14 protein-coding genes are annotated in these 14,645 nt (G+C 61.2%); 3 read left to right on the plus strand and 11 right to left on the minus strand.

Translation table 11 applies throughout. The features are described 5' to 3' along the window. Nucleotides 1–73: 73 nt before the first annotated feature. On the plus strand, nucleotides 74–979 hold the full coding sequence (locus MRS74_RS09795) for a class I SAM-dependent methyltransferase (protein WP_254580100.1): 906 nt from the start codon (nucleotides 74–76) through the stop codon (nucleotides 977–979). Next, on the plus strand, nucleotides 979–1,458 hold the full coding sequence (locus tag MRS74_RS09800) for a 3'-5' exonuclease family protein (protein ID WP_254580101.1): 480 nt from the start codon (nucleotides 979–981) through the stop codon (nucleotides 1,456–1,458). Before MRS74_RS09795 ends, MRS74_RS09800 begins: the two co-directional genes overlap by 1 nt. Nucleotides 1,459–1,566: 108 nt before the next feature. Here MRS74_RS09800 and MRS74_RS09805 read toward each other — a convergent pair whose 3' ends face one another. The 9 genes from MRS74_RS09805 to MRS74_RS09845 all read right to left on the minus strand — a co-directional run bounded on the left by MRS74_RS09805 (nucleotide 1,567) and on the right by MRS74_RS09845 (nucleotide 11,918). After that, on the minus strand, nucleotides 1,567–1,935 hold the full coding sequence (locus MRS74_RS09805; RefSeq protein ID WP_254580102.1) for a hypothetical protein: 369 nt from the start codon (nucleotides 1,933–1,935) through the stop codon (nucleotides 1,567–1,569). A gap of 143 nt (nucleotides 1,936–2,078) precedes the next feature. Continuing rightward, a complete protein-coding gene (locus MRS74_RS09810) occupies nucleotides 2,079–2,678 on the minus strand; it encodes a histidine phosphatase family protein (protein WP_254580103.1) in 600 nt (199 codons plus the stop codon). After that, nucleotides 2,671–3,813 (minus strand): glycosyltransferase family 4 protein, encoded by a 1,143-nt coding sequence (locus tag MRS74_RS09815; RefSeq protein ID WP_254580104.1) that lies wholly within the window; start codon nucleotides 3,811–3,813, stop codon nucleotides 2,671–2,673. Before MRS74_RS09815 ends, MRS74_RS09810 begins: the two co-directional genes overlap by 8 nt. 5 nt (nucleotides 3,814–3,818) lie before the next feature. Beyond that, complete coding sequence (locus MRS74_RS09820) at nucleotides 3,819–5,099, minus strand: glycosyltransferase family 4 protein (RefSeq protein ID WP_254580105.1); 1,281 nt, start codon at nucleotides 5,097–5,099, stop codon at nucleotides 3,819–3,821. A gap of 40 nt (nucleotides 5,100–5,139) precedes the next feature. After that, nucleotides 5,140–5,883: a polysaccharide deacetylase family protein gene (locus MRS74_RS09825; RefSeq protein WP_254580106.1), complete on the minus strand. Its 744-nt coding sequence runs from the start codon at nucleotides 5,881–5,883 to the stop codon at nucleotides 5,140–5,142. Continuing rightward, nucleotides 5,880–7,046 carry a glycosyltransferase family protein gene (locus MRS74_RS09830; RefSeq protein ID WP_254580107.1) on the minus strand — a complete coding sequence of 389 codons (1,167 nt, stop codon included), beginning with the start codon at nucleotides 7,044–7,046 and terminating at the stop codon, nucleotides 5,880–5,882. The genes MRS74_RS09825 and MRS74_RS09830 overlap by 4 nt, the downstream gene beginning before the upstream one ends. Continuing rightward, nucleotides 7,043–8,221 carry a glycosyltransferase family protein gene (locus MRS74_RS09835; RefSeq protein WP_254580108.1) on the minus strand — a complete coding sequence of 393 codons (1,179 nt, stop codon included), beginning with the start codon at nucleotides 8,219–8,221 and terminating at the stop codon, nucleotides 7,043–7,045. Before MRS74_RS09835 ends, MRS74_RS09830 begins: the two co-directional genes overlap by 4 nt. Nucleotides 8,222–8,317: 96 nt before the next feature. After that, a complete protein-coding gene (locus MRS74_RS09840) occupies nucleotides 8,318–10,588 on the minus strand; it encodes a mechanosensitive ion channel family protein (protein WP_254580109.1) in 2,271 nt (756 codons plus the stop codon). A 115-nt stretch (nucleotides 10,589–10,703) separates the two neighbouring features. After that, a complete protein-coding gene (locus MRS74_RS09845; protein ID WP_254580110.1) occupies nucleotides 10,704–11,918 on the minus strand; it encodes a pyridoxal phosphate-dependent aminotransferase in 1,215 nt (404 codons plus the stop codon). A gap of 391 nt (nucleotides 11,919–12,309) precedes the next feature. Between MRS74_RS09845 and MRS74_RS09850 the strand changes: the two genes are divergently transcribed. Further along, on the plus strand, nucleotides 12,310–12,978 hold the full coding sequence (locus MRS74_RS09850; protein WP_254580111.1) for a DNA-3-methyladenine glycosylase I: 669 nt from the start codon (nucleotides 12,310–12,312) through the stop codon (nucleotides 12,976–12,978). Nucleotides 12,979–13,018: 40 nt separating this feature from the next. On the opposite strand, the gene MRS74_RS09855 is transcribed toward MRS74_RS09850, so the two are convergent. Both MRS74_RS09855 and syd read right to left on the minus strand, forming a co-directional pair. After that, the gene (locus MRS74_RS09855) at nucleotides 13,019–13,609 is read right to left on the minus strand and encodes a YajG family lipoprotein (RefSeq protein WP_254580112.1); all 591 of its coding nucleotides are present in this window, start codon (nucleotides 13,607–13,609) and stop codon (nucleotides 13,019–13,021) included. Between the two features lie 3 nt (nucleotides 13,610–13,612). Next, nucleotides 13,613–14,188, minus strand: coding sequence for a SecY-interacting protein (syd, locus tag MRS74_RS09860; protein WP_254580113.1), 576 nt, complete (start codon nucleotides 14,186–14,188; stop codon nucleotides 13,613–13,615). Nucleotides 14,189–14,645 lie beyond the last annotated feature (457 nt).

The raw sequence follows: 14,645 nt of genomic DNA on the forward strand, positions 1-14,645 counted from the left end.
TCGTCTGGTTGCCGTCTGCCACGGCGGCTATAATGCCGCGCTTTTGCAGCCGCCGATCCGGCCGGGGTACAAAATGGAACCGCTGATCGAGACAGTCACACAGCAATTGCAGTTAGCGGCGGGCGAAACACGCCGGCTATTTCACGGTCGAGGCCACCGTTATCCGGGTTTTGAGCACCTGGTGATCGACTGGTTTGCGCCTGTGGCTGTCGTACGGCTGTATGAAGAGGTCGAGCCTGGCTGGTGTGAGCGGCTGTGTGCTGCGCTGGCGCAGGTGGCTGGTATCGAAGCCCTGGTGGTACAGTCTCGCGGCCGGGGCCGTGAAACGCGTAATCAGGTTGCCTGGGGCGAGGTGCCAGAGCGTTTGGCGGCAACGGAACTGGGTCTGCAATACTGGGTTTCACCGCTGCAGAATCAGAACAGCGGCCTCTTTCTGGACATGCGCGAGGGACGTCGCTGGGTGCGTGCGCAGGCTCGTGGTGCCCGGGTGCTTAACCTGTTTGCCTACAGTTGTGCTTTTTCCGTGGCGGCCATGGCGGGCGGTGCGGCCTCGGTGGTGAATCTGGACATGAGCCGCGGCGCCCTGGCGCGCGGGCGCGAGAATCATCAGCTTAACGGGCATGATCAGCGCGATGTGCGCTACCTGGGGCATGATCTGCTTAAATCCTGGGGCAAGCTGCGCAAGCTCGGACCCTATGATCTGATCCTGATTGATCCACCGAGCTTCCAGCCCGGCAGCTTTGTTGCCGAGCATGACTATCGCAAGGTGGTACGGCGCCTCCCTGAACTGACCCAGACCGGCAGCCGCATACTGGCGTGCCATAATGACCCCTTGCACGACAGCGGTTTTATCCGTGCCCTCATGGCAGAGGAATGCCCGCAGTTTGCCTATCTTGAACGGCTGGATAACCCCGATGACTTTCCCGAGCAGGACCCGGAGCGGGCCCTCAAGGTATTGCTGTTCGAGCGGCAGGCCTGATGAACATTATCTGCCTGGATTTCGAGGCCAGCGGTCTGGGTACAAGCTCATACCCTATAGAAGTGGCCTGGCGTAATGCCGGCAGCGGCGAGCAGGACAGTTTTCTGATTGACCCTCAGTCCGTGCCGGGCTGGACGCACTGGGATGAGGTGGCCGAGGGCATTCATGGTCTGGCCCGCGCAGAGTTGTACGATCAGGGCGTTACTGCTGCTGCGGCCTGCTGGCGGCTGAATCGGGCGCTGGAAGGCAAGACGGTTTACTGCGATGCGCTGGAGTTCGACCACTTCTGGATGCGGCGCCTGTACGATGCGGCGCAAATGCGCCCGTTGTTTCGGCTCAGGGGGCTGGAGGTGTTGCTCAACGCCGCGCAGCGCCAGCGCTTTCTGGATGCCATCGAGTGTCAGGATCGCAATCACCGCGCGCTGGATGATGTTGCCGATCTGATCAGCGCTTTGAAATACGCCTATGAAAGATCCTGATCCCCAAGTTAACGCTTGAGGCTGAGCGTGCGGCGCGGCCACTGAAGGCTGAGGAGGTCAAGCCTTGCAGTGACGCGCAGAGTGCTTGAGTGGTGCCGCAGAATCGTCTCAGACGTTCAGCGTCAGTCCGTCGATCTGGCTGCGGATGGCATCGTACTGGCCGGTTTCTTCGGGCATGAAGTACAGCTTGAAGTAGCCTCGATCCACCAGGTTGCCCTTGTTGCCGTGGATGGTTTCCTTGTAGGTGGCGTGCAGGTAACTCATCTGCAAGTGGATAACCCGGGTGTGCGGCTGCACGGTAAACTCATGGTTTTCCAGGTCGAAGCGCTTCTTGGCTTCCTTGATGCTGTAGAAGGACACTTCGGTGACGTGATTCAGGTTGATCAGAAAGTTGGAGGTCACCGGAATCAGGCGCTGTTTTTCCAGCCCGTTGTGTTCCATGTAGATGCCACTGTTCTTGTTGATCTTGATAAACATGATTGACGAACCTCTGCGTGTTTTTTCGACTGCGAACGACAATAAGACAATTTGACTTAGGTTGTGTGACAGCTTAGCAGGTTGTTGAAAAATTTGGTCTTTTCAGAGTGCCCTCAGTTGTTTTCGTGCCCGGTGCTCGTGACTCAGCGCTCTTCCAGTGCCAGGTTGGCCTGTCGCAGATACCACTGGTGGCCATCCCAGGCAAAGTGCTGCAGGCAACGATAATCCAGTTTGACCGGGGCCTTGCCGCGCATGTCCCACTGGCAGGCGGCGGCGAGCAGCGCCCGTATCACGCCTTTGTGACATACAGCGCCAATGTGCCTGGATCCCGCCAGGCGCATCGTCTCGGCCCAGTCCGTGAGGCGCTGTTGCACCTGGCGCGGCGACTCGCCGTTGGGCGGATACAGATCCAGCCCCAGGGTTTCCATCGCCGCCATGCCTGCGGGGTCCTTAAGTCGCAGATCGGTAATGCGTTTTCCTTCCCAGTCGCCCCAGTCCATTTCGATCAGCGCCGGTGCGCTGCGCGCTGCCAGCCCGAGCAGCTGTGCCGTTTCCCTCGCACGCAGCAGCGGGCTGCTGTACCAATCGAGCCCGCTCAGGCTCTCGGGCAGCTGGAGGCGCTGGAAATCGCTGCGGCTTTGCGGCATCAGCGGCTCGTCGTGGCGGCCCTGCAGGCGCTTCAGGTGATTCCATTCGGTGGGGCCGTGGCGCAGACAGATCAGTTCGAGTATGGGCTCAGACATGGACAAGAGCCTCCAGTTCAGTGCGCAGCACGGCGGCGGCGGCTTCCAGTGAGTGTCGCTGGCGAATGCTGGCCAGGCTTGCGTCACGCCATTGCTGGCGCAGTTCAGGCTGTGCCAGTGCCTGGTCCAGGGCGCGGGCAAGGGCGCCTGGGTCCCGCGGGGCAACCAGTTGGCCGGTCAGGTTGTGATGCACTACCGTCGCGACACCTCTTTCGTTGCCCGCGATCACCGGCAATCCCTGGGCCTGGGCCTCCAGCAGGGCCATGCCAAAGGCTTCATTGACCGCCGGCCAGACCATCAGGTCAGCAGCCCCCAGCAGGGGCGTCAGCTCAGCGGGTAAGAGCCGGCCCAAAAAGCGCACACGCGCCTGCTGACCCGAGGTGTTCTGCGGGCCAAAGGCAGCCAGAACCTCATCCCTGGCGCTGCCGTCACCGACAATCAGCAGCTGGGCGTCGCTGTGCAGTTGCCCAAGGCTTGCCGCCAGCAGACGGTAGGACGCCAGCTTGTCACCGGGACGCATCATGGCCACGCTGATCAGCCAGGGCTTGTTGGGGTCTAGCTGCCAGCGTCGGGCCAGGGCGGTTTTGTCGATGCAGGCGGAGGGTTGCGCATCGAGGTCAATAAAGGGCGCGAGGCTGACAATGGGGGCGTTTGGGCCAAGGCAGTCCTGGAGGCCGTCAATATCGGTGGGGTTGAGGGTGAAAATGCGTTGTGCCAGGTGCAGCGCATCGCCAACGCTCTGGTGCGACAGTGCCCAGCGGCCCTGGGCGCGGCTGGCGGTCCAGGAGGCTTCAGCACAGACATAGGGAATACCGAGCTGTCGGCAGACGGCGGGGCCAATCCAGTCCGGCGCCTTGTAGTACAGATGATAGGTAAACCAGAGTCGGGGGCGCCATTGCTGCTGTTGCCAGTGCCGGATCAGGCGCGCTGCCAGGTGCTCGCCCAGCTGCGCCATGCGCTGCTGGCGTTCTGGGTCACCGTTGGCGTCACGACTGCGCAGGGTGCTGGCCAGGCGCACATCAAAACCCGCTTCCTGCAGTGCGCTCATTAGCAGTCGGGCCAACAATCGGTCGCCCGACGGGTTGGTGTGGCCGGGGGCCTTGAGGGGGGCGTAGAAGGCGACGGGGGCGGACATAAGGCTCAGTGGTCGCAGCCGCAGTGCCGGGCAGCGGCAGTTTTAGTGCCGGCCGGCGTTTCCGGCAGATCGAACAGCGCTGCCAGTTGATCAATACCGCGCTCGACATCGAATACCTGCCGCACACGCTGCTGGCCGGCCTCGCCCAGACGGGTACGCAGCGCAGGATCCTGCAGCAGCTGTAGCAGCGCATCAGACAGCGCGGGAGCATCGGCGGGGCCCACCAGCCAGCCGGTGCGCTGGTGTTCGATAAGCTCTGGAATGCCGGAAATGGTCGTGCTCAGGCAGCAGAGTCCCTGGCTCTGGGCTTCCATCAGCACGTTGGGCAGGCCGTCGCGATCGCCATCATCGACAATCTTGCTGGCCAGCACGAACAGATCCGAGGCGCGATAGCTTTCCAGTACCTCTTTCTGGGGCAGGGCCCCGAGCCACTGGATGCGCCCGCCTATGCCTAGCTCCTCTGCCTGTTGTTTGAGACTGCTCAGCAGCGGGCCGCCGCCAATATGGGTCAGTTGCCAGGCGCAGTCGTTCGGCAGTGCCGCCAGTGCGCTCAGTAGATCGTCGTAACCTTTCTTGGCGACGGCGCGGCCTACCGATACAAGCCGAACCGGATCTTCTGCGTCACGCGCGTCCCGTCGCTGGGGAGCACTGGGCGGGGCCGAAAAACGGCGAAAATCCAGCCCGTGGTATACCAGGTGTACCCTTGATGGGTCGGCCGCCAGACCCTGCAGGTAGTCGTGATTGGCGCCGGTGCACGTGGCCAGCCAGGCAAGTTCTGCGAGTTTCTCCCGCAGCTCCCAGGCTTCGCTGGTCCAGATATCCTTGGCGTGGGCCGAGGCGCTCCAGGGCAGTTCGGTGAGCAGGGCGCAATAGCGCGTGACCGAGGCTGGCGTGTGCAGGAAGTGGGCGTAGAGCTGCTCGGTACCAGGCGGCAGCTCAGCCGCCAGCACCAGGGCCTGGCCCAGGCGGCGCAGGCGGTTGCGGCTGCGGTCACGCTTGAAATCCTGCCACCAGCGCTGCAGGCAGGTGCGGTAGCCCGGCATGCGGCGCGCCTGCCACCATCCCTTGAGTACGCGCAGGGGTTCCTGGTGCAGGTATTCGGGCAGATAGAGCACCGGAGCCTGAATTTCGTCGTGTATCGGGTGGGTGGCCTTGTCGGTAGGGTGGCGCAGGGAGGCCAGGGTAATCTTCATGCCTCGCAGTTCCAGGGCGCGTATTTCCTGGGCGATAAAGGTTTCCGACAGGCGTGGATAGCCTTTCAGTACGAGGGTGATCTGTCGGCTCAAGCGGTACTCCTTCATGGCCAATACTTTACAAAGCCGCCGCTCAGGCGGTTGGCAGGGCGCATCCTTCAACCCAGCGAACCTGTGGGGATGCTGCCAGAACCTGGGTGAGCTGCTCAAGGAAGCCCCAGCAGTCGGGATCATGATCCAGGTGATGGGTCATCAGGCCGCAGGGTTCGGTTGCATCCACCAGGCCTCGCCTGCGGGCTTCCAGGTTGGCAATAATGCGCTTGAGCACCAGCTCGGTGCCGGCGAAGCGCCGCGCCTGCCAGTCGATAATATCGATATGTACATTGACCTGCGGCGGGCCCACAGGGTCCGTCGGTCGCGGTCCCAGTACCGACAGGCGCCGGTAGCCCAGCTGCGGCAGCAGGGGCAGCAGGTCGGCATCGATGCGGTTCCAGGGGGGTACCAGTATATCCAGCGCCTGGGCGCCAAACAGCTGTGCCAGTCGTTGCCGGCCTATTTGCAGTTGCTGCAGAATTTCATCCCGTGGCCGGGGGCCACCGAGTTCGCGCTTGCGCTCGCCGGGGGCGGCGTAGGCTCGGTGATCGTAGCCGTGCTGCAGCACCCAGGCGCGTGGCCCGGTGCTCAGGCGCTGGGCCAGGGCATCGGTGCACAGGGCGGGAATGACAGCGAGACTCAGATCAATGTCGTGCTGGCCGGTGATTGCAAGCAGGCGATCGAGGGCTGCGCCGGGTGCAATGGCATCGTCATCGCGCCACCAGAAGGTGGCGGGCCCGTGCCAGCGATCCAGTTCCTGCTGCAGCGCCTGCCAGGGGCTCATGGCTGCGGGCCTTTCAGAAGCCTGAGCAGGTCTGCGGCGGCTTCGCGGGCGCCATCGAGACGCAGTTCGGGCGAAGCAACATCCTGTTGCCCTGTCTTTAGCGCCAGCTGTGCTGCCTGGCTGAGGCTCTCGGCGCAGAGTTCGGCTTCATCGGCAATGCTGACGCGCCCGACGTCCGCCAGTTGGCGTGCGCGGCTTGTCTGTTCGGTTTCGCCGCTGCCGATGTAGGGCACGAGCACTGCCGGTACCTGGCTGACCAGCAGGTCCATCACGGTGTTATAGCCTGCCTGGGAGATGGACAGCTCGGCGCCTGTGAGGCGGCTGATAAAGTCGCTGCAAAAGCGCACGAGCTGCAGATCGGGTGAATGCAGTGACGCTTGCAGTCGATCAAAGTCCGCCTGTGGCAGGTTGGGCCCCGTGATCAAGGTCCAGGGGCGGTTTGGCAGCAGACCTGCACGGTGAGCCGCGATGGCCGCCTGCAGCAGACGCAGGCCGACGGCACCGCCACCGGCCGAGACGACAACGCCGCAGCGCGGCCGGGACGTCGGTATGGCGGGGGCGATGTATCCGGTGTAGTGCAGCCGAGGGCCCAGCTTTGGTGTCAGGCCGTAGCTGGCATCCAGCGGAGCGAAATGCGGATCGCCGTGGGCCCAGACGCGGCTGTAGTACCGGTTGATCAGTTGCAGGGTTTCCTCTTCCCGCGCCGGGCTGCGCTGCTGCACTATATCGCGCAGGGAGCAAATCAGTTGCGGACGGGGCCTCTGCTGCTGTGCCCAGTCGAGCAGCGGGCGCAGCTCGAAACGCATCTGGCGGCGGCCAAACGGATACAGCTCGGTAATGATGGCATCGGGCCGTATCTGCGCCGCCAGAGCCAGTAACTGGTCGCGGCGGGCGTTGCGCGTGGCATCGCTGAGCGGACTTCCCGTTGAGTCTACCAGGGTGGCGAAGTCGGCATTCTCTACCCGGATGGCGCTAAGGTAATGGGAGCTCGCGCCGCTGAAGCTGATCGAGGGCACCGCCTCACCGCCCAGTACCATGTGCACATCAAGGCCCGCTTTGACCAGCGCCTCGCACAGCAGCGCAGCGCGGCGCAGGTGCCCGACACCCAGCAGGTGCTGCACGTAAAACAGCACCCGTGGGGGAGTAGTGCCTGATGGTTTCATAGCGGTGCCTGGTCGAAAAGTTCGCCTATGCGTTCAGTGACACTGTCCAGGCCGCCAAGCCATTCGGCCTTGTCGGCGACGCCCGGGGGCGCTTGCAGTGGCAGCTGTTGCAGGGCATCGACCATTTCGGCGGTGGAGCGTTCGCCGTCGGCATCCACCAGGCTGATCAGGCTCAGCGCGGCGGCATTCTGCGCCCGTATCAGCTGCTCCTTGCGCGGGAAGCTGCGTGGCAGGATCAGCGCCGGGCGATCGAGCGACAGTATCTCGCAGAAAGTGTTGTAGCCGCCCATGGCAACGACGGCGCTGGCGTTGGCCATAAGGCGTTCAAGCTGTGCATCGAAGGTGATCATGTCCACATTGGGCATTACTTCTGCGCGGTTCAAAAACTGCTGGCGTTCGGCCTGGGGCATAAAGGGGCCTAGTACAAAGAGGGCGCGCCAGGGTAGTTGGGCGCCGGACTCGTAAGCGCGCAGCACCCAGTCGGTCATCTCGATGCCATCGCCACCGCCGCCGGGCGTCACCAGAATGTAGGGCTGTTCCGGGGTGGTGGAGTCGACCGTGTTGGCGATCTCCGGGATCTCGCGGCGCAGATAGCCGGTATAGCGCATTCGCGCCATGGTATCTGCTTCGATGGGCAGGCCGCGCAGCGGGTTGCCCATGGCGCGGGGGCCATAGACCCAGAGCTCGTCGTAGAGCCGTTCCAGTTCGCCAAAAATGCCCTTCTTGTGCCACTCGGCCGTCAGCAGGTCCGGCGCATCCATGACATCGCGCAGACCCAGTATGGTGTGGGTGGACGTGTCCTTGAGCATCTCAAGCGTCGAGTGCACTTCGCCCTTGAGACCCAGCGGCTCCTTGTCGACCAGAAAAATATCCGGCGCAAATGCCTTGGTGGTGTTCAGAATAATGCTTTCGCGTAGCGCCAGGGTATCGGCCAGGTCGATGTGCAGCGCAAGCGAGGTGTAATCGCCGTTGTGCAGCTTGATGACGCCTGGGATGCGCACGAAGTCGACCCGGGCCTTGAAATCAAAGCGCCCGATGATGGGTGATCCGGTCATGATCAGCACCGAAAGTCCCTTGTAGGCATCCACCATGGCATGGGCCAGCGCACGGCAGCGGCGCAGGTGGCCGAGACCGAAGGAGTCATGGCTGTAGATCAGCAAGCGACGGTTTTTCAAACTATTGCCTTATGCAGCTGCGTCCATTTCTGGCGGCCATAGTAATGCACCGGCTCAGGCCTTGTATAGCCATGGCCGATGCGGTGCGGGTGCGGTTCAGGCCGAACCATCTTCGTCATACAGGTTTTTGCCGTGGTCATCGTCGATGCGGTTGCTCTTGAGCAGGTCCGGATGCAGTGCCTGGGCGGCGGCTGCACCAACCAGGCCGAGGCTGGTGGCATTCCCCTGATCTGGTGGCTGCACCGCGGTGATACTGTCGGGCAGCAGCACATGGACCGAGCGGTGGGCAAAGCGAATGCCGTTGGCTTCCAGTGCATCCTTCACCTGGCGGTAGGCTTCGCGGCGGATTATCCATTGCTCGCCGGGCTTGCAGGTGAATTTCATGCGAAAGATCAGGGCGGATTCCTCGACCCGCATCACTCCCTGGGATTTGAGCGGCAGCAGTATATGGGGGCCCATCTCCGGATCGTCGAGCATGCTGATGCCTATTTTCTTGATGATCTTGCGCACCTGCTCGATGTCGGTGTCATAGGGCAGGCGGAACTCGAGCTTCATGGTGACCCAGTCCCGTGACAGGTTCTTTACGGTGGCAATTTCGCTGTAGGGGATGGTCTGCACCGCACCGAGGTGGTGACGCAGGCGCATGGAGCGTAGCGAGATCTGTTCCACGGTGCCGCGCAGGCTCGCAGCTTCAATGTACTCGCCGCGGCGAAAGGCATCATCCAGCAGGAAAAAGATGCCGGACAGAATGTCCTGCACCAGCTTCTGGGCACCAAAGCCAATGGCGATGCCAACGACCCCGGCACCGGCCAGCAAAGGGCCGATCTCGACGCCGGTTACGCTCAGTGCCATCAGGGCGACCACGATCACCAGAATGACGGAGGTAAAGCTGCGTACCAGCGGTAGCAGGGTTTCGGCCCTGGAGGCGCCCGCGGCACCGCCTTCGCCTTCAAGGCTGGCGATGGCGTCATCGGTCTGGGGTTCGGGCAGGCGCCGTTCGATGGCGGACTGGATCACCTGCCAGCAGGTATAGGCCAGCAGCAGTATGACCATTATGTCGATGGCGACACCCAGGCTGCGCTGCACCAGGGTTTCCTCCAGCATCGACATGGACGAAAAGCCGAAGGTCTCGCTGAGAAAGAACAGCGTCATGCCAAGCAGGATCAGGCGGCTGCCGTTCTGGATGATGCGGATGAAGCTGCGTGAGCGCTCCTCGAAGGTATGGCTTTGCAGCCATGAAAACTGACAGATGCGTTGCAGCAGGGCGTGCAGCAGCCGGTCGATCAGGATAAAGGCCAGGGTCAGCCACCAGACGGGATCTACGCTGCGGGCGGTTTCGTAATTGCCGATAAAGACGTGGTAGCTCCAGATGCACCAGAGCAGCATCAGCCAGATGGTCGCCAGCATCGGCCAGTTTTGCCGCAGTGTCTGGCGCATGGAGGAGCTTGGGTCGGCTTCCGGGTCGGCGAACAGGCGGGTAATGGTGTCGCGGTGATGCCAGACGAAGGCGATGGCGATCAGGTTCAGCAGCAGGCCGCCCAGCGGGACGGTAATAGCCGACAGAATGGTTTCAATACCGTGGTGATAGACCAGCGCCAGGCCCTGGTTGACGATAACGTAGGTAATGGCGAAACCGATAACCCAGTGGTGGATATCCTGGGCATTCTCGCACTCCATCCGGAACGGACGTATGCCGCGGGCATGGGGGGCGAACAGCGAGCGCGACAGGATGCCAACCAGGCGGGTGATGCTGACGGCCATCAGCAGGGCCATCAGGGTCGGGCGCAGGCCGGTGCCAGGGTCATAGGCCAGCACCGGGAGGGCAAGGGCACCGAGTACAAAGGCACCGAGGCGCACCAGGTTGAGCGCCGCCTGCAGGAAAAGGTAGCCCACGCTGCTGGACAGGCTCTGGCATTTCTGGCAGGAAATATCGGATGACATGCGTCTGAGCTTCCAGCCCAGCAGGCCCTCGACCGCCAGGCCCGACAGCAGCATCAGCGCGAAGGCGATTATCAGATCGCTGAAGCCGTCCCAACCGCGCTGATCGGTGAGTGAATCCCAGAAATGCTGTTGCTGCTGTGGCCAGCGGTCGAAGCTCTGTTGCAGCAGCAGGAGCCTGCTTTCGAAATCATTGGTCGGCGCCGGCATGCTTTGCAGGGCGTCGTAGGGATTGGGTTTGCGGGCAATGCTTTGCTGTTCGAGCTGGTCGAGCAGCATCTGGCGTACTTCGCCATCGCTCATCTGGGCGATCTTGCCGGTGCTGGACTGTCGCGCCTGGTCTGCGGTGACGGCCGCCGCCAGCCCCAGGTGGCTGAACATCAGCAGCAGGGACGACAGCAGCAGGTTGCGCCAGAAAAGTCGGGTCATGGTGGGTTCCAGCCTTATTATTCTGATGGATCGGCACGTGCGCATTGTTCATGCGCGTCTTCCAGCATGCCAGAGAATGACGCCCGGGTCAGTCTCCGGCCGTCGGGCCGCCGTCTTACTGCCGGTACAGGCGCAGGAAGTCGGCCAGGCGCTGGATGGCATCTTCGAGTTCATCCTGGCGCGGCAGGAAGACAACGCGGAAATGCTGTGTATCCATCATGTTGAAGCCGCTGCCCTGCACCACCAGCACTTTTTGCTGCTGCAGCAGGTCGAGTACCATTTTTTCGTCATTGTGGATCGGGTACATCTGCGGATCCAGTTTCGGGAACAGGTACATGGCGGCCTTGGGGCGGACGCAGGAAACCCCCGGGATTTCGTTGATCAGGCGCCAGGCGCTGTCCATCTGGTCGTACAGGCGTCCGCCGGGTACGGTCAGTTCGTTGATGCTCTGGTAACCCCCAAGTGCCGTCTGGATGGCATGCTGTGCCGGGACGTTGGCGCACAGGCGCATGCTGGCGAGCATGTCGAGCCCCTCGATGTAATCGCGGGCAATGTGCTTGGGGCCGCTGACGATTACCCAGCCGGAGCGAAAACCGGCGGCGCGGTAGGTCTTGGAGAGGCCGTTAAAGGTAAGGCACAGCACATCATCCGCCAGGGAGGCGAGGGAGGTGTGCTCGTGGCCGTCGAACAGAATCTTGTCGTAGATTTCGTCGGCAAACAGGATCAGGTCGTGCTCGCGGGCCAGATCAATGATCTGCTGCAGCAACTCCAGCGGGTAGAGGGCGCCGGTGGGGTTGTTGGGGTTGATTACCACTATGCCCTTGGTGCGCTCGGTAATCTTGCTGCGCATGTCCTCGATATCCGGGAACCAGTCGGCCTGCTCGTCGCAGACGTAGTGGATCGGATTGCCGCCGGCCAGGCTCACGGCCGCGGTCCAGAGCGGGTAGTCGGGCGAGGGGATCAGCATTTCATCGGTATCGTTAAGCAGGCCCTGCATGGCCATGACGATCAGTTCGGATACGCCGTTGCCAATGTAGATGTCTTCGATGGTAACGTTGCGAATGCCCTTGCGCTGGGTTTCCTGCATGACAGCCTTGCGCGCCGAAAACAGGCCCTTGGAGTCGCAGTAGCCCTGGGCCGATGGCAGGTTGTGGATGACGTCCTGGACAATTTCTTCCGGGGCTTCGAAGCCCCAGGGTGCCGGGTTGCCGATATTGAGCTTGAGGATGCGGTGGCCTTCTTCCTCAAGGCGCTTGGCTTCCTGCAGGACGGGGCCACGGATGTCGTAGCAGACGTTGATCAGCTTGTTCGATTTTCTGATTACTGGCATGGTTGCAACCCTGAACTCCATTGCAGTTGCGATTGATTTTAGCAGTCTGTCGGGCTTGGCCGGTCGTCGCGAGGGGAAGACCGATTTGAGTTAGTTTTTGAGCTCTTTTGAGGCAAATAGTGGTTCTATTCAACAATAAAGAGAACAAGAAATAACCCCTCTTTGTACAAGAGAAGCGGTTTTTCCGCAGTAGACCAGTGTTAAGTCCGACAGGCTGCCAGGCACTGCGACTGGCTGGACACTATTAGGCAAAGTGCCTGTGTCCATTGGCGAAAAGGAATAAATCATACGTCCTTTTCCAGTGCAAAAGAATATGCGGCCACAGATATAGAGCCGTGCTGCACGTGCAATGGTCAGGGTGGTGCAACATCAGGGGGGATAAAGAGCGGCGATGAAGTCATTTCAGTGGCTGTACCAACATGTGGTTGAGCATCGCGCAGGCGAAGATATCGAGGCGTTGCTGCCGCAGCCGCTTGATGCGGCGCAACTGGCGGCGGTTGGTGATGATCGCCTGCTGTCTGACCTGTGTCGGCGGGTGTTTCGTGCCGGGCTCAGGCATTCGCTGGTGGATACGCGCTGGCCGGCTTTTGAAGAGGCCTTCTGGGGCTTTGATGCCCACAAGGTAGCGCTTATGTCGGATGAGCAGCTCGAGCGCCTGATGCAGAACGACAAGCTGATCCGGCACTGGGGCAAGCTCAAGTCGGTGCGTGCTAATGCCTTGATGGTGACAGAAATGGCTTCAAGGCAGGGTAGCTTTGCGCGCTTTCTGGCGGACTGGCCACAGGATGATATCGTCGGGCTCTGGCTGTTGCTCAAAAAACAGGGCTCACAGCTGGGCGGCAACTCCGGTCCCTACTTCCTGCGCATGGTGGGCAAGGATACCTTTGTGCTGACCGACGATGTGGTTGCTGCCCTGATTGCACAGGGCCTGGTGGACAAGAGGCCGACGGCGCAGCGTGATCTGCGTCTGGTGCAGCAGGCCTTCAATCAGTGGCAGCTGGAGTCCGGTCGGCCTCTGTGTCAGATCAGTCGGCTGCTGGCCATGACCGTCGGCTGGTAGTTGCCAGGAGCAGGCGAGGGCTGATCCAGGATTGTCGCGCTTAATACTGCTGGTTGATGAAGTGCAGTAGTTTGGGGTCGTTGAAGGCGCGGCTGAGAGTATCGCTGGCCAGCAGATTGAACAGTTCCTGGTTCTTGCGTTCCGAGGGCGTCAGCGGTGACTGATAGCGTTGTTCCGATTTATATTCTCCGCTGAGCGAGCGGCCATTCATCTGGGTCACCAGTCGCAGTGTCATCTGTAATCGCACCTGTTGCTGTGAACCTGCCTGGCTGGCCTTGTAGGTCAGTTCGTCCAGTAGCAGCGTGATTTTGAGTTCGTTGCGCTGCCCGGTGTTGCTGCCAAACTGGTATGCGCCCATTTGCCGCAGCCCCTGCTGGGCGCTGCTCAGCAGCGTGTAACGGGCGTCCGTTGCCAGGGTAATAAATGCATTCTGCTCAAAGCGCGATACGCGGTGGCCGATGATCGGAGATGTGCGCAGATCCTTCGCATCCAGTTCGACCTGAATGCCGCTGGGCAGGCGTTGCTGGGAATCGATCTGTGGCTGAAGCTCTATCTGCTGCGGGCTCAGGCTGGTACAGCCGGTTACGAGGGTGATGAGCAGGCTGAAAAACAGGTACGTGTAACGGGGCATGACTTACTCCTGATCCTGGATGGTGTCGGGCTGCAGCGTGTCAAGGAACGGCGTCAGACTGTCAGCAATTTTGCGCAGTGGCTTTTTTCCCGGTGCTTCGAGCCAGATGCTGCCATCGCTGTTGTTTAGGCTGATAAACATGTCATCAGGCTCAGTGGTGGCGAAGAACAGTGTGAGAGGCTGCTTCTGGCGCGTTTTCATCAGGGCGTGGCCGAGTAGATTGCTGCGCAGGCGTTCGCCATCTTCGGGGTTCCACAGTTGCAGCAGGGTCAGCCGGTCGGACTGATGCAGAGCGGGCAGGGGGTCGGACCAGTAGCGGCTGTAAAAGGTCACGATATCGGGATGGATCGGTTGTTCCAGTGCCAGACCAATACGCTCGAACAGATCGCTGATGTCGGCCTGGCGTACGGGGCACCACCGGGTGGGGGCGCCTGCAGCGGCCTCACTCTGGTAGCAGTCTGAACGCCACTCAGTGTCAAAAGCTATGAGGGGCAGCCTGCCGGCCTGCTGTAGCTGATGTTCAAGCACTCGATCGATAAAGCGATCAAGTGCCTGGGCGGTGTTGGCGCTCTGGGTCATTGCGTCACTCGGGTCTGGATGTGGAATACAGGTTGCACTGCTGCGTCAATCTTCACGTCTGTTAGGGTGTCTGCTTATGTGTCTTCAAGTGCGGCTTACTCTATCTGCTTCGGATTTGATTGTGCAATAGCACAGTGGAGCAGGGCAGTGGGCGGTTCAGGCAGAGAGCGTAACTGCCTGTGGAAGCCTTGCTTTGTCGTTGCGCGCAGTGGTTACAGTCACCCGAAGGAACTTTTCTGTATGAAAAGTGCGCAGCATTGGAATGACTTAAAAAAAATGCTGCTAAACGTTTGACAGCACACGCAAAATCATTAGAATTCGCACTCCGTTCTGAGGCAACAACATGTTCAGGACGGTTGATCTAAGGGCAGGTTGATGTGTAATCTTCCCTCGATCAGGATGCGGAGTGGTAGTTCAGTTGGTTAGAATACCTGCCTGTCACGCAGGGGGTCGCGGG

The organism is Marinobacterium sedimentorum (assembly GCF_024267675.1).
Classification (GTDB): Bacteria; Pseudomonadota; Gammaproteobacteria; order Pseudomonadales; family Balneatricaceae; genus Marinobacterium_A; species Marinobacterium_A sedimentorum.

Bases quoted from the DNA above. Each gene is read 5' to 3' on its own strand.
- MRS74_RS09795 (WP_254580100.1), top strand. From the start codon at position 74: ATGGAACCGCTGATCGAGACAGTCACACAGCAATTGCAGTTAGCGGCG.
- MRS74_RS09800 (WP_254580101.1), top strand. From the start codon at position 979: ATGAACATTATCTGCCTGGATTTCGAGGCCAGCGGTCTGGGTACAAGC.
- MRS74_RS09805 (WP_254580102.1), bottom strand. From the start codon at position 1,935: ATGTTTATCAAGATCAACAAGAACAGTGGCATCTACATGGAACACAAC.
- MRS74_RS09810 (WP_254580103.1), bottom strand. From the start codon at position 2,678: ATGTCTGAGCCCATACTCGAACTGATCTGTCTGCGCCACGGCCCCACC.
- MRS74_RS09815 (WP_254580104.1), bottom strand. From the start codon at position 3,813: ATGTCCGCCCCCGTCGCCTTCTACGCCCCCCTCAAGGCCCCCGGCCAC.
- MRS74_RS09825 (WP_254580106.1), bottom strand. From the start codon at position 5,883: ATGAGCCCCTGGCAGGCGCTGCAGCAGGAACTGGATCGCTGGCACGGG.
- MRS74_RS09830 (WP_254580107.1), bottom strand. From the start codon at position 7,046: ATGAAACCATCAGGCACTACTCCCCCACGGGTGCTGTTTTACGTGCAG.
- MRS74_RS09840 (WP_254580109.1), bottom strand. From the start codon at position 10,588: ATGACCCGACTTTTCTGGCGCAACCTGCTGCTGTCGTCCCTGCTGCTG.
- MRS74_RS09845 (WP_254580110.1), bottom strand. From the start codon at position 11,918: ATGCCAGTAATCAGAAAATCGAACAAGCTGATCAACGTCTGCTACGAC.
- MRS74_RS09850 (WP_254580111.1), top strand. From the start codon at position 12,310: ATGAAGTCATTTCAGTGGCTGTACCAACATGTGGTTGAGCATCGCGCA.
- MRS74_RS09855 (WP_254580112.1), bottom strand. From the start codon at position 13,609: ATGCCCCGTTACACGTACCTGTTTTTCAGCCTGCTCATCACCCTCGTA.
- syd (WP_254580113.1), bottom strand. From the start codon at position 14,188: ATGACCCAGAGCGCCAACACCGCCCAGGCACTTGATCGCTTTATCGAT.